The organism is Paractinoplanes ferrugineus, assembly GCF_016862195.1.
Lineage (GTDB): Bacteria > Actinomycetota > Actinomycetes > Mycobacteriales > Micromonosporaceae > Actinoplanes > Actinoplanes ferrugineus.
The window spans coordinates 402,591-416,323 of sequence record NZ_BOMM01000001.1 but is presented as its reverse complement, the minus strand read 5'-3'; the positions used below and the strand labels follow the sequence as shown (position 1 = coordinate 416,323).

General features: G+C 71.0%; 13 protein-coding genes. 5 read left to right on the top strand and 8 right to left on the bottom strand.

All coding sequences use genetic code 11. The features are described 5' to 3' along the window. The first annotated feature begins 54 nt into the window (after nt 1–54). Entirely contained in the window at nt 55–657 is a 603-nt protein-coding gene (locus Afe05nite_RS01970) for a TetR/AcrR family transcriptional regulator (protein ID WP_239117492.1), read from the top strand. Here the strand turns inward: Afe05nite_RS01970 and Afe05nite_RS01965 are convergent. The 5 genes from Afe05nite_RS01965 to rsmA all read right to left on the bottom strand — a co-directional run bounded on the left by Afe05nite_RS01965 (nt 654) and on the right by rsmA (nt 5,369). Then, nucleotides 654–1,106 (bottom strand): DUF4383 domain-containing protein, encoded by a 453-nt coding sequence (locus Afe05nite_RS01965; protein WP_203815148.1) that lies wholly within the window; start codon nt 1,104–1,106, stop codon nt 654–656. The genes Afe05nite_RS01970 and Afe05nite_RS01965 overlap by 4 nt on opposite strands. Then, nucleotides 1,106–1,582, bottom strand: a complete 477-nt coding sequence (locus Afe05nite_RS01960) for a DUF4383 domain-containing protein (RefSeq protein WP_239117479.1) — start codon at nt 1,580–1,582, stop codon at nt 1,106–1,108. Before Afe05nite_RS01960 ends, Afe05nite_RS01965 begins: the two co-directional genes overlap by 1 nt. A 100-nt stretch (nt 1,583–1,682) precedes the next feature. After that, a complete protein-coding gene (locus Afe05nite_RS01955) occupies nt 1,683–3,476 on the bottom strand; it encodes an ABC-F family ATP-binding cassette domain-containing protein (protein WP_203815147.1) in 1,794 nt (597 codons plus the stop codon). Nucleotides 3,477–3,484: 8 nt separating this feature from the next. After that, nucleotides 3,485–4,432, bottom strand: coding sequence for a 4-(cytidine 5'-diphospho)-2-C-methyl-D-erythritol kinase (locus Afe05nite_RS01950; protein ID WP_203815146.1), 948 nt, complete (start codon nt 4,430–4,432; stop codon nt 3,485–3,487). 49 nt (nt 4,433–4,481) lie between these two features. Beyond that, on the bottom strand, nt 4,482–5,369 hold the full coding sequence (rsmA, locus tag Afe05nite_RS01945; protein WP_203815145.1) for a 16S rRNA (adenine(1518)-N(6)/adenine(1519)-N(6))-dimethyltransferase RsmA: 888 nt from the start codon (nt 5,367–5,369) through the stop codon (nt 4,482–4,484). A 60-nt stretch (nt 5,370–5,429) separates the two neighbouring features. Between rsmA and Afe05nite_RS01940 the strand changes: the two genes are divergently transcribed. Beyond that, the gene (locus tag Afe05nite_RS01940) at nt 5,430–5,834 is read left to right on the top strand and encodes a hypothetical protein (protein ID WP_203815144.1); all 405 of its coding nucleotides are present in this window, start codon (nt 5,430–5,432) and stop codon (nt 5,832–5,834) included. Here Afe05nite_RS01940 and Afe05nite_RS01935 read toward each other — a convergent pair. Then, nucleotides 5,831–6,727 (bottom strand): TatD family hydrolase, encoded by an 897-nt coding sequence (locus Afe05nite_RS01935; RefSeq protein WP_203815143.1) that lies wholly within the window; start codon nt 6,725–6,727, stop codon nt 5,831–5,833. The two genes, Afe05nite_RS01940 and Afe05nite_RS01935, sit on opposite strands and share 4 nt — an antisense overlap. A gap of 69 nt (nt 6,728–6,796) precedes the next feature. On the opposite strand from Afe05nite_RS01935, the gene Afe05nite_RS01930 reads away from it, so the two are divergent. Beyond that, nucleotides 6,797–7,834, top strand: coding sequence for a hypothetical protein (locus Afe05nite_RS01930; protein WP_203815142.1), 1,038 nt, complete (start codon nt 6,797–6,799; stop codon nt 7,832–7,834). A 6-nt stretch (nt 7,835–7,840) separates the two neighbouring features. Here Afe05nite_RS01930 and metG read toward each other — a convergent pair whose 3' ends face one another. Continuing rightward, nucleotides 7,841–9,637 (bottom strand): methionine--tRNA ligase, encoded by a 1,797-nt coding sequence (gene metG, locus Afe05nite_RS01925; protein ID WP_203815141.1) that lies wholly within the window; start codon nt 9,635–9,637, stop codon nt 7,841–7,843. Between the two features lie 132 nt (nt 9,638–9,769). On the opposite strand from metG, the gene Afe05nite_RS01920 reads away from it, so the two are divergent. Next, a complete protein-coding gene (locus Afe05nite_RS01920) occupies nt 9,770–11,152 on the top strand; it encodes a hypothetical protein (protein WP_203815140.1) in 1,383 nt (460 codons plus the stop codon). 24 nt (nt 11,153–11,176) lie between these two features. Here the strand turns inward: Afe05nite_RS01920 and rsmI are convergent, their stop codons facing one another. After that, complete coding sequence (gene rsmI, locus Afe05nite_RS01915; RefSeq protein WP_203815139.1) at nt 11,177–12,022, bottom strand: 16S rRNA (cytidine(1402)-2'-O)-methyltransferase; 846 nt, start codon at nt 12,020–12,022, stop codon at nt 11,177–11,179. A 55-nt stretch (nt 12,023–12,077) separates the two neighbouring features. Here rsmI and Afe05nite_RS01910 point away from each other — a divergent pair, with 55 nt between their 5' ends. After that, nucleotides 12,078–13,652 carry a dolichyl-phosphate-mannose--protein mannosyltransferase gene (locus tag Afe05nite_RS01910; protein ID WP_203815138.1) on the top strand — a complete coding sequence of 525 codons (1,575 nt, stop codon included), beginning with the start codon at nt 12,078–12,080 and terminating at the stop codon, nt 13,650–13,652. The last annotated feature ends 81 nt before the right edge of the window (nt 13,653–13,733 follow it).

The window sequence follows — 13,733 nt, the reverse complement described above, 5'->3', positions numbered from 1 at the left end:
GAACAGCCGCGGGTGCGCCGGCCGCGGCCGGCCGCCACCCCTCCCCGGGTGCGCATGTCGGCTGCCCAGCGACGGGAGCAGCTGATCGCCATCGGGCGCCAACTGTTCGCCGAGCGGGGCTTCGACGCGACCAGTGTGGAAGAGGTCGCCGCCCGGGCCAAGGTGTCGAAACCGGTGGTCTACGAGCATTTCGGCGGCAAGGAAGGGCTGCACGCGGTGGTTGTCGACCGGGAGGTGCGCGCGCTGCTCGATCGCATCGCGGCGGCGCTGACCGCCGGTCACCCGCGCGAACTGCTCGAGCAGGCGGCGCTGGCTCTGCTCGACTACATCGAGGACGAACCGCACGGCTTCCAGGTGCTGGTGCGCGAGTCCCCGGTGCTCTCCCCGGCGGGCAATTTCTCCAGCGTGATGAACGACGTGGCGCACCAGGTCGAGCACATCCTGGGCGGCGAGTTCAAGCGGCGCGGCCTGGACCCCAAGTTCGCCGAGCTCTATTCGCAGGCGCTGGTCGGCATGGTCGCGCTGGTCGGCCAGTGGTGGCGCGAGGCCCGCAAGCCGAAGAAGGAGATGGTGGCCGCCCACCTGGTGAACCTGGCGTGGAACGGCCTGTCCCATCTCGAACCGAAACCGACGTTGCTGACCCGCAAAACGCGTTAGCCGTGGGCCGCGGCGCTTTCCGTCCGGGCCGCGTCGGCACTGCCCACCTTGCCGTAGAGACCGGCGCAGAGCGCCACCACGCCGAGCACGATGGTCACGATGACGTTGACCATCGACGCGTTCAGCACGTTGGCGTCGGTCTGGATGACCGCCATGATCAGCACGCCGAATGCGGCCAGCACCCACCCCATGATCAACGTCACGTGGTGATAGAAATTGCCGCCGACCAGCACCGCGAGCAGCAGCAGGACACCGATGATCGTGTAGAGCCAGGCCGCGGCGGGGTTGGTCCGCAGCCCGAGCACCCAGTCGGCACCTCGGTGGAAGAAACCGTCTCCCCAGGTCGAGGCGACTCCGATGATGCCGAACAGGGCGAGGTAGAGGCCGGCCAGACCGGCGAAGAAGCGGTAGACCGGACGCAGATGGTGATTCAGGGGGTAATGCGCCATCAGGCCGTGCGACCCTCCCGTACCTGTCGGGGCGCACCGGCCTGTGCGGCGGGCGCGACCTTGCTGTAAAGGCTGACCGTGATCAACGCCAGGCCGACGATGTAGGTGGCGATCACCGTGGCGATGGTGTGCCCGAACACGTTGGCGTCGGTGCGGCTGAAGGCAAGCCCGAAGGAGCCGAGCACGAGCAGGCCCCAGCCGAGGTACTTGTCGGCGGCGGTGTCGAGGTTGCGCCCCACGGCGGTCGCGATCAGCACGATCACGCCGACGGCCAGCATGATGATCGACAGCAGCAGGTTGGCGCCCTGCCCGAGGACGAGGTGCTCGGATTTGCCGGTGAAATCGTCGCCGGACGTGCGGGCCAGGCCGACGATCCCGAACACGACGAGGTAGGCGCCGGCGAGGAAGCCGACAACGCGGTACATCGGCCGCAGCGGGTGGTTGACCGGGTTGTGCGCCATGGTGTCCGTCTCCAAGGTCAGGTGTTGTCCGCCCCGATTCTCGCGTATCCCACCCTTCGGCGCAGGCACACCCCCCGGTTCAACGAGGGCGGTTCGCGACGACGGTGGACAAACCTCACTCAGGAACTTGCTCGGCAAGCTCCAACCAGGCCTCTTCCACCTGGCCGCGCTCCTCTTGCGTCGCCTTGAGCTGGGCTTCCAGCTCGACGAGCTTGGAGTAGTCGGATCCGTGCCGGGCCAGCTCCTCGTTGATCTTGAGGACTCGCTCGTCGAGCTTCTGGAGCTGCCGCTCCATCCGGGCAAGATCCTTGCGAGCCTGCCGCGCCTCACCCGCGGAGAGGCCACTCGCGTACGGCGTCGCCGGCCCTTGCGCCTGGTGTACGGACGGCGAAAGGCGTCCTGCCGTGCGCGTCAGGTATTCGTCGATGCCGCCCGGAAGGTGCACGAGGCGACCGTCGCCGAACATCCCGAACACCGTATCGGTCACCCGTTCGACCAGGTAACGGTCGTGGCTCGCCACGATCATCGTGCCCGGCCAGGAGTCGAGCAGGTCTTCCAGCGCGGCCAGGGTGTCGGTGTCGAGGTCGTTCGTCGGTTCGTCGAGCAGCAGCACGTTGGGCTCGGCCGCGAGCAACCGCAGCATCTGCAGCCGGCGCCGCTCGCCCCCGGAGAGGTCGCTGACCGGCGTCCAGATGCGCTTGTCGGTGAAGCCGAACACCTCGGCCAGCTGCCCCGCGGACAGCTCGCGGTCACCGAGCCGGACCCGCTTGGCGACCTCCTCGACCGCCTCCAGCAGACGCAGGTCGCCCGGCAGCTCCTTGAGCTCCTGGGAGAGGAACGCGGCCCGCACCGTGGAGCCGGTGACCAGCCGGCCGCCGTCGGTCCTGCTGACGCCCGCCAGCAGCCGCAGCAGGGTGGTCTTGCCGGCCCCGTTGGCGCCCAGGATCGCGATCCGGTCGCCCGGCCCGACCTGCCAGGTGAGCCCGTCGAGGATCGTCTTGGGACCGGCGTTGAGCGTGACGTTCTCGAGGTCGTAGACCTGCTTGCCGAGCCGGGTGACGGCCAGCCGCTGAAGGCTCACCGTGTCGCGCACCGGCGGCACGTCGGCGATCAAGGCGTTGGCCGCGTCGATGCGGAACTGCGGCTTCGACGTACGCGCCGGTGGCCCCCGCCGCAGCCAGGCGATCTCCTTGCGGAGCAGATTCTGCCGGCGGGCCTCGACCGCCGCCGCCACCCGTTGCCGTTCGGCCCGGGTCAGGATCCAGGCGGCGTAACCACCCTCGTAGGCGTGCACCTGCTCGTCGACGACTTCCCAGGTGGCGGTGCAGACCGCGTCCAGGAACCAGCGATCGTGGGTGACCACGATCAGCGAGCCCTTACGGGTCAGCAGGTAACGCGCGAGCCAGTCGACCCCGGCCACGTCGAGATGGTTGGTGGGCTCGTCGAGGATCAGCAGGTCGCTCTCGCGCACCAGCAGCGCGGCCAGGGCGACCCGGCGGCGCTCCCCGCCGGACATCGGTCCGACCGGGGTGTCCAGCCCTAGGTGGCCCATGCCGAGGCCGTCGAGGATGGCCCGCACGCCCGCGTCACCGGCCCACTCGTGCTCGGCGCCCATGCCCTCGGACAACCATGCCGTCCCGAGCACGACGTCGCGCACGGTGGCCTCACCGGCCAGCGTGAAGGTCTGTGGGAGGGTGGCGACCCGCAGGTCGCGCCGGTGGGTGACCCGGCCGGAGTCGGGTTCCTCGGTCTTGGCGAGCATCCGCAGAAGGGTGGACTTGCCGGCGCCGTTGAGACCGACGATGCCGATGCGGGCGTCGTCGTCGAGCCCCAGCGAGACGTCGGTGAGCAGCTGACCGGCGGCGCCATAGCCCTTGCTGACCCGGTCCAGGTTAATGATGTTGGCCACGATGCGGTCTACGTTACCCGCGCGCCCGGCATCGGTCCGCGCGCGGTCACCGCCGCCCGGCACACTCCGGCCGCGTCGATCTCCGTCGCGAGCCGCTCCGCGTCGGACGCGTTGGCGGCGAGGAACACACATGTCGGCCCCGACCCGGAGACCAGGCTCGCGAGCGCACCCGCCGCCTGCCCCGCCTCGAGCACGCCGGTCAGTTCCGGGCGCAGCGCGATCGCGGCCGGCTGCAGATCGTTGCCGAGCGCCGCGCCGAGCACGGCCGGATCACGCTGGCGCAGCGCGGCCATCAGCTCGTCGGGATCGCCCAGCGCCTTCGGCGGGAACGGGCTCTCCCGCAGCGCGTCGAGCTTGGCGTAGACCTCCGGCGTCGACAGCCCGCCGTCGGCCAGCGCGACCACCCAGTGCCAGGTCGTCGGCCGAGCCAGGATCGGGCTCACCGCCTCGCCGTGCCCGGTGCCCAGCGCGGTGCCCCCGTGCAGCAGGAACGGCACGTCGGACCCGAGCGTGGCGCCCACCTCGGCCAGCTCCTCCCGCGACATCCCGGTGCCCCACAGCAGGTCACACGCCAGCAGCGTGGCCGCGGCGTCGGCGCTGCCGCCGGCCAGCCCGGCCGCGAGCGGAATCGTCTTGCGCAGGTGCAGGCGGGCGTGCGCGGGAACGCGGGCGCGGGCGGCGAGCGCCCGGGCGGCCCGCAGGATCAGGTTGCTCTCGTCGAGCGCCAGCGACCCGGTGCCCTCGCCCTCCATGGTGAGCGTGAGCGTGTCGCCGGCCCGCGCGGTCAGCTCGTCGAACAGGCTGATCGCGTGATAGATCGTGGTGAGCTCGTGGAACCCGTCGGGCCGCAACGGCCCCACCGCGAGATGCAGATTGATCTTCGAGGGCACCCGAACCCGGACCGGGCCGTGATGCCGGCGAGGCTCGTCGTCGTCCGGCCCCCACGCCTCCGTCACGGAGCCATGTCCCGGTGCACCGGATTCCGCTCACCCATGGGTGCGGCCGTCATGAGTCCATCTCCTCGGGCTGGCTGCCGGACGCGCTGAGCTTACCGCCGACGCCGGAGAGTGCCGCCCCGGCCGCTATCGCCGTGAACTGCTCCACGGTCAGCGACTCACCGCGCGCCTGCGGGCTGATCCCGGCGGCCAGCAGCGCCTTCTCGGCCCGGTCGGCGCCGCCGGCCCAGCCCGCGAGGGCCGCCCGCAACGTCTTGCGGCGCTGCGCGAACGCGGCGTCGACCACGGCGAAGACGGCCGATCTGTCGATGCCGGCCGGCGGTGTGTGCCGGGTGAACGCGACCAGCCCCGAATCCACGTTGGGCATCGGCCAGAACACCGCGGGCGGCACCTTCCCGGCCGGCCTGGCGTCGGCGTACCAGGCCAGTTTCACCGACGGAACCCCGTACACCTTGGAACCCGGACCGGCGGTGAGCCGGTCCGCGACCTCTTTCTGCACCATCACCAGACCGCCGCGCAGGGTCGGCAGCTCGGCCAGCAGAGTCAGCACCACCGGGACGGCCACGTTGTAGGGCAGGTTGGCGACCAGCATCGTGGGGGCCGGCTCGAACTCGGCGGCGCGCACCCGCATCGCGTCGGCCCGGTGCACGGTGAGGTTGGCCGAGGTGACGGTCGACGGGAGCGCCTCGGCCAGTCTCGGGTCGATCTCCACCGCGTGCACGTGGGCAACCGCGGTGACCAGGCCGAGGGTGAGCGAGCCGAGGCCGGGGCCGACCTCGAGAGCGACGTCGTCGGGGCGCAGGCCGGCTGCCGCCACGATCCGCCGGATGGTGTTGGGGTCGTGCAGGAAGTTCTGGCCGAGCTTCTTGGTCGGGGTCACGCCGAGGCGCGCCGCCAGCTCCCGGATCTCCGCCGGGCCGAGAAGTGCGTCAGCCATGACGCAAGAGCCTACGGGCGCGGGCCGCGCCGCCTGGACGCGACGGGGTAGAAAGCAGGAATGACCGAGTTGCTGGAGCTCACCGCCGTGGTCGAGGCGCCGCCCGAGCGGGTCGCCGAGGTCCTGCTGGACGTCCGACCGGGCGGCCGTTCCCCGCTCGGGGTGGCCGGCGACGGCGACGACTTCGTGGTCGTCGACCGGGGCAGCCGGATCACGGTGCGCGTCGACCGGGCCGCCCGCTCGATCGCCCAGCAGGGCGAATGGTGGTACCGCGGGGTCACCTCGGTGGAGCCCGACCCGCGCGGCAGCCGGGTGGTCCACCGCATCTTCAACGTGGCCGACGGCCGGGGCTGGGCGGTGCGCTGGGTGTCCCGTGGCCCGCTCAACGCCGCTCCCGGGTCGTTCGCCGCGATCGTGCGCGACCTCGGCGAACAACTCGGGGTCAGAGCCGTCGTGCTCGACTAGCTCCAGGGCCCGAAGACGCGCTCACCGTTCGCCGAGATCGCCGCGCACAGCGCGTCGACGTCCTCGCCCCGGGTCTCGGCGAGGGCGCGCACGGTCAGCGGGATCAGATAGGACGCGTTGGGCCGGCCGCGGTGCGGGACCGGGGTCAGGTAGGGGGCATCCGTCTCCACCATGATCTGGTCGGCCGGCGTGATCTCCGCGGCCGCGCGCAGGGGGCCGGCGTTCGCGAAGGTGACGGTGCCGGCGAAACTCAGGTGAAAGCCGCGCCGGACGCACTCGGTGGCGAACTCCGCGTCCCCCGAGAAACAGTGCATCACCACGGTGTCCGGCGTGCCTTCCTCGTCGAGCACGCGCAACACGTCGGAGTGCGCCTCCCGGTCGTGGATGATCAGCGCCTTGCCGTAGCGCTTCGCGATCGCGATGTGCGCCCGGAAGCTCGCCTCCTGGGCCGCGCGCCCGTCGTCGCCGGTGCGGAACGTGTCGAGCCCGGTCTCGCCGATGCCCCGAACCCGTGGCTGGGCGGCGAGCGCCTCGATCTCGCGCAGCGCCTCGTCCAGATCGGACAGCAGCGGTGCCTCGTTCGGGTGAATCGCGACCGCGGCCAGAACAGCCTCATTTCGGGCGGCCAGGTCGGCTCCCCAGCGCGACGACGGAACGTCGACACCGACCTGCACGAGCCGGTCGATACCGGACTTGGCAGCGGCGTCGATGAGCGCCTCGACCGGCTCGCCGGACCCCTCGCCGGGCACGCCGGCCTCCTGAATCGTCAGATCCAGATGGGTGTGGCTGTCGAAGAGCGGAACGGACAGCGGCTCGGGCGCGGCTGGGAACTCCCCACGGCGCCGAGCCCGGTCCTTGCGCGATTGCGACGGAGTCGAAGGCATGTGAGACATTCTGCACTCACTCCCGGACGCCACCTTTTGTTCACCTGACATCCATCGTCGTCGCTTAGCTTCCGCGGCGTGACCTTGACCGGCGAGGAGAGCGCAGTCGGCGCTGATCCCCTGGAGCCGCCCCTGTCGGCGCCCTTGCGCCGCGATCTCGGCTGGGCCCAGGTGCAGCGGATGAGCCAGTCCGCGGCCTACCGGGACGACGGGCTGCTGCGCCGGATCCGGGCCACCGCGGCGATCCGCCGCGGCACCCGGATGACCAAAGTACTGTCCCCCGCCCAGGTGGCCGGCCATCTGGGCGGCTGGTTGCCGTACGGCTTCTGCTACCGCTCGTGCGACATCGCCCACCTGCACGACCCCCGCGACCTGTCGCTGCTCCGGACCGACGGCACCGGCGAGCCGGCCGAGGTGGCGTACGCGCTGCGGTGGCGCGCGGTCGACCCGATCGACTACGAGGTGCCCGCCGGACCGGCCCAACCCGGCCTGGCGCTGCTGCCGGCCCACTCCCGGGTCGGCGCCATGGTGCTCGGCACCGGCTTCAGCCCCAGCACCGACGAACTCGTCCCGGAATATGTGACAGCCGGTTTCGCCGATCTGCCGATGCCGGCCAACGCGCAGCTCATCGCGTACGCGCCGGGCGGTGAGGAGATCGTCCTCTACACGTACCAGCCGGAGCAGCACGGCTGGCTGCGGCTGGCCGGCCCGCGCTGGCGCCCGCTGCTCGACAGCCTGCCGGGGGTGAGCCCCGACCGCGAATACGTCCCGTGCACCACACCCGGCTCGGCGAAACTCGTGGGCCGGATCAACGACAAGGAGTACGAGGCCGTCGCCGACCCACCGGACGAGTTCCGGGTGCGCGCCCTGACCCGGGCCGCCCGCTACCCGGTCGGCACCCTGAGCCGCCGCGCCGAGCAGGCCCGCTGGCGTAACACGCCGTGCTGGGTGCTTCAGCGCGACGACAGCTGGGCCCGGCTGCGCCTGGTTCGCCCGGACGGCGACACCCTCGCGGCCACCGGGGCCCGCTGTTACGAACGCGGCGTCTACGAGGCGTGGGCTCCGGTCGGCGAGCTGGCCGACCACCACATCGCCGACCTCCCGTACGCCCTCTGACGAACCTCAGCCCTCGAGGCGGGCCAGCTCCTCCTCGATCACCGACGGCTCGAGCTTGCGGAACACCGGCTTGGGTGCCGCCAGCGGCGTGCCGGCCACGATCGGCACCGACTCCCAGCGCGCCCCGACCGTGTAGTCACCGGTCAGCACCGGGTAGCCCGGGCCGCCGTCGAGGTCGTCGACCTCCTCGATGCGCGGCATCGGCGCGTGCACGCCCGCACCGCCGAGCAGCTCGAACACCTTCTGCGCGGCGTGCGGCAGGAACGGTGTCAGCAGCGTGTTGGCGTCGCTGACGACCTGGAGCACCACGTACAGGATGGTGGCCTGGCGCGGCTTGTCCGATTCGGACTTGAGTTTCCAGGGCGCCTGGTCGGACAGGTATTTGTTGGCCTCGGCAACCACCCGCATGGCCTCGCCGATCGCCGCCTTCTGCCGGTGCTTGCCGATCAGCTCGCCGACCGTGGTGAACCCGGCCCGGGACGCGGCCAGCAGCGCCTCGTCCTCGGGCGTCAGCGGGCCGGGCGACGGGATGACGCCGAAGTTCTTGGCGGCCATCGAGATCGACCGGTTGACGAGGTTGCCCCACCCGGCGACGAGCTCGTCGTTGTTGCGCCGGACGAACTCGGCCCAGGTGAAGTCGGTGTCGGTGGACTCCGGACCGGCCGCGGCGATGAAGTAGCGGAGCGCGTCGGCGTCGTACCTCTCGAGGAAGTCCCGCACGAAGATGACCACCCGGCGGGAGGAGGAGAACTTCTTGCCCTCCATCGTCAGGTATTCGCTGGAGACCACCTCGGTGGGCAGGTTGAGCTTGCCGAAGTCGCCCGCCTCGCCACCCTTCGCGCCCTCGCCGGAGTAGCCGAGCAGCAGCGCCGGCCAGATCACCGAGTGGAAGACGATGTTGTCCTTGCCCATGAAGTAATAGGACTGGGAGTCCTTGCCCAGGCCGTCGGCCGACCACCACTGCCGCCACGCCTCCGGGTCGCCGGTGCGGCGGGCCCATTCGATCGAGGCCGAGAGGTAGCCGATGACCGCGTCGAACCAGACGTAGATGCGCTTGTCGTTGCGCTCGGCCCAGCCCTCGAGCGGGATCGGCACGCCCCATTCCAGGTCGCGCGTGATGGCCCGGGGCTGCAGGTCGTCGAGCAGGTTGCGGGAGAACTTCAGGACGTTGGGCCGCCAGTTCTCCCGCTGGTCGAGCCAGCGCCCGATGGACTCGGCGAAGGCGGGCAGGTCGAGGAAGAAGTGCTCGGTCTCGACGAACTCGGGCACCTCCCCGTTTATCTTCGACTTCGGGTTGATCAGCTGCTCGGGGTCGAGCTGGTTGCCGCAGTTGTCGCACTGATCGCCACGCGCACTGCCGTAGCCGCAGATCGGGCAGGTGCCCTCGATGTAGCGGTCGGGCAGGGTGCGGCCGGTGGACGGCGAGATCGCGCCCAGCGTGGTGCGGGCGATGATGTAGCCGTTGCGGTGCAGCACCGAGAACAGCTCCTGCACCACGGCGTAGTGGTTCCGCGTGGTGGTGCGGGTGAAGAGGTCGTAGGTGAGACCGAGCCCGTGCAGGTCCTCGACGATCACCCGGTTGTAGCGGTCGGCGAGCTCACGCGGCTTCAACCCCTCGGCGTCGGCCTGCACCTGGATCGGGGTGCCGTGCTCGTCGGTGCCGGAGACCATGAGCACGTCGTGTCCGGCCATCCGCATGTACCGGCTGAAAACGTCGGAGGGCACCCCGAAGCCGGAGACATGACCGATGTGGCGCGGGCCGTTGGCGTATGGCCAGGCAACCGCGGCGAGAACGTGACTCATGGTTCCTAAGAGTAATGAGCGGCCGGGGCGCGTCGCGAACGGATTGCTTCGGCCCACGGGGGAATACCGATAAATTACGACACGCCCTATTAGTGCGTGCTCGACTGTCCCCCCGCGTAGTCCAATGGGACGGTGACCGGAGAAACGCCGCAACCTGGGAAAAAGCCCTCCAACGAGGGCAGCCCCTGGTCATTCTCCGACCCCGGCACGTCCTGGTGGGGTACCGAGGACCGACCAGCCACCGCCGAGGCACCCGCCGGCCGGCCGCGACACCACCGCCGACGAGGCGCGCCGGCCGCCCCGGCCGAGGCGTCGCCTCCGGGGGCCACCGGCACGCTGCTGCCGCCCGCGCCGGTCGAGCGCAGCGGCGAGGCGGCGGAGGCGCACACCGCCGGCGCGCGTGACGCCGCCGTACAGCTGGCCGAGCCGCCCGTGGTGGAACGCCACCACGACGAGGGCGACCAGTACCGCTACGACCCGCTGAAGCCGCCGAGCGGCCACATCGCGAAGCACACCGCGACGACCGTGGCCGCCGACGTGAAGGCTCCCGACCCGGTCGTCGCGACCCCCGCCGTCGCCGAGATCCCGGTACCTCCCGCCACCCCGGAGGTGCAGACAGCACCGGCCGAGGGCGCCGAGGGCAAGACCCCCCGGACCGCCCCCGAGGTGGTGGCCGAGATGAAGGCCGAGCTGGCCCTCCCGACCGACTCCACGGCCGAACCGGACGTCATGCTCCTGCCCGAGCCGAACGCCCGGAACCGCCCCACCGTCCCGCTCGAGCCCACCAGCCCGCCGGAACGCGCCCTGCCCGGCGTGGCCCGGCAGAACCGCCGCGCCCCGGCCCCCTACCACCCGTCCGAGCCACTCCCCCCACCGACCGGTTCGCCCGAGGTCGACGCGCGGCTGGAGCGGCTGGAGAACTCCCCGTTCTGGAACCACGACCCGGAACAGCTGCCCGACCCGGTCGTTGACGACCGGCCGGCGCACGCGGCCGGGCGCCGGGGCCGGCGATCGGGTCAGCGCAAATCACCGGCGGCGGCGTTGTCGTCGCTGATCGCGCTGGGCCTGCTGGCGGCCTTCTTCGGATGGGTCAGCGCGGAACCGTTCTGGCTGGCCATGGGGCATGGCGATCGTGGTTACGCGACCACGACGCAGTGCACCAGCTCGGGTGTGACCCAGCACTGCAGCGGGCGCTTCTCGGCGGCCGACGGCAGGTTCACGATCAACAAGGTGACGCTGCTCGGGGTCGGGCCCGGACAACGGGTGCCGGGGACGGTCACGCCGGCCCGGATGGTCAGCCCGGACAGTTCGCGCGCCTACCTCGGCAACACCAGCCCGCTGCTCCAACTCCGCTGGCTGCTGGGGTTCGCGTTGGTGCTGCTGTGCGGCTACGCGATCGCGGGGGTCACCGGGGCCCGGCGACTCGAGACGGCGCGGGCCCGGCGCGGTGCGGTGCTGGCAAGCCTGGCCGGGCCGGTACTGCTCCTGCTCGGCTTCCTGATCGGCGCGTTCTGAGCACCCCCGTACCGGCAAGAAGCGTCAGCGGTGCACCAGGCCGTACACATCGCGCTTCTTGAGGCCGAAGTCGTCGGCCACCGCCTGGATCGCGTCGCGGCGGGTCGCTCCGGCGGCCTCCCGCGCGGCGACCTCCGCGCGCAACACGTCGTCGGCGGGCCGCTCCGGCGGACCCGCCGGGGCGCCCGCCACCACCAGCGTGATCTCGCCGCGCACCTCGCCGGCGGTCGCCCACTCGGCCAGCTCGGCCAGCGAGCCGCGGCGGACCTCCTCGTAGGTCTTGGTCAGCTCGCGGCAGACGGCGGCGAGGCGGTCCGCGCCGAACGTCGCCGCGAGGTCGGTGAGGGAGCTCTCGATCCGGTGCGGGGCCTCGAAGAAGACCAGGGTGCGCGGTTCGGCGGCGAGCTCGCGCAGGCGCGAGCGGCGATGCGATCCGGTACGCGGCAGGAAGCCCTCGAAGACGAAACGGTCGCTGGCGAGTCCGGAGAGGGCGAGGGCCGTGGTGACCGCGCTCGGGCCGGGCGCCGCGGTGACCGGGAAGCCGGCCTCGAGCGCCGCCTTGACCAGCCGATAGCCCGGATCGGACACACTCGGCATGCCCCCGTCCGTGACCACCGCGACGACGGCGCCGCTTTCCAGGGCTTCCACCAATTCCGGGGTACGCCGTTCGTCGTTGCCCTCGAAATAGGACACCACCCGGCCGGTGACCGTCACCCCGAGGTCGCGGGCCAGCCGGGCCAGGCGCCGGGTGTCCTCGGCGGCGATCACGTCGGCCGTCGCCAGCACCTCACGCAGTCGGGTCGAGGCGTCGCCGATGTTGCCCAGCGGGGCCCCGGCCAGCACGACCCGGCCCTTCTCGTCAGCTGTCACGGACGACAGTGCATCACATGCGCCGGTTTTGAGGTCGAGGTCCTAGGATCGCGGAGTGACGACGGCGACAGCTGAGACTGAACTCACCCCGGAGCCGCCCGCGGCCCCGGAGCCCACCGGTGCCCGCGGCGTTCCCGAGATCGTTCGGCGCCGTCTTTCCGGCCTCGACAACTGGCTCAATCCGCATTCGTGGATCGTGACCGTCGTCGTGACGCTGATCGCCGGCATCCTGCGGTTCAAGGACCTGAGCAGTCCGCGGGGCTACATCTTCGACGAGGTCTACTATCCGACCGACGCGTGGGACATGCTCCAGCACGGCGTCGAGTGGGACGAGAAGAACAACGGCCCGGCATACGTGGTGCATCCGCCGCTGGGCAAGTGGATGATCGCCCTGGGCGAGAAGATCTTCGGTAACCACGAGCTGGGCTGGCGTTTCACGGCCGCGGTGTGCGGCACGCTGATGATCCTGATCCTGATCCGGATCGCCTACCGCCTCTTCCACTCGGTGCTGCTGGCCGGCACCGCCGGTCTGCTGCTCGCCCTCGACGGCTTTCAGATGGTGCTGTCACGCACCTCGCTGCTCGACATCTTCCTCGGTTTCTGGATCCTGCTCGCGTTCGCCGCAATGGTGCTCGACCGAGACCACTACCGCCGCCGGCTGCTGCGCGCGCTGGAGGACGGCTACGACCCGGCCAGCACCCCCAAGATTCCGCGGGTGGTGCCGTGGTGGCTGCTCACCTCGGGCGCACTGTTCGGGCTGGCCTGCGGGGTGAAGTGGAGCGCCCTGTTCTTCGCGCCGTTCTTCGCCGGCCTGGTGTGGCTGTGGCGGGTGCAGGCGCGCCGGTCGGCGGGCATCCGCGGGCCGTTCGTCGGCGGCGCCTTCAGCGACCTCGGCTGGCTGGTCCTGAGCTTCGCGCTGAGCATCATCTTCTACCTCGCCACCTGGACCGGCTGGTTCGTCACGAACACCGGCTACTTCCGGCACTACCGGCAGGCCAACGGACTGAGCGAGCCGCCGATCCTGGGTGCGCTGCTCAACCTGGTGCACTACCACCAGGAGGCCTACAAGTTCCACAGCGGCCTGACCGAACGACACGTTTATCAGTCGTGGCCGTGGCAGTGGCTGCTGCTGGGCCGGCCGGTCGCGTTCTACTGGAACAACGGCGCCGGCTGCGGCGCGCCCAGCTGCGCGCGGGAGATCCTGCTGCTGGGCACGCCGGTCCTGTGGTGGTCGTTCCTGCCGGCCCTGTTCGCGCTGGTCTGGTTCGGCATCGCGCGGCGCGACTGGCGGGCCTGGGCGATCCTCGTGCCGATCATGGGCGGGATGCTGCCGTGGTTCTACTACGCGGTCACCGACGGCCGGACGATGTTCACGTTCTACCTGCTGCCGGCGGTGCCGTTCCTGGTGCTCGCGGTGGTCTACGTGCTCGGGGCGATCATGACGCCGGCGGACGGGATAGTGGCCGGCAAGAACAAGTCGGAACGCCAGCTGATCGGCACGGTGGTGGCCGGTGCCTACGTCATCCTGGTGGCGCTCTGCTTCGCCTACTTCCATCCGATCTTCGTGGCCCAGCTGATGACCTACGACAGCTGGTCGTCCCGGATGTGGCTGGGCGGCCGCTGGATCTAGCGCCCGGAGCTCGCGAAGCCGGCCCGAAGAAGCCGGCCTGCAACAGGGCGCTGAGCTGGCAAAATGGGGCGCTGAGCTGGC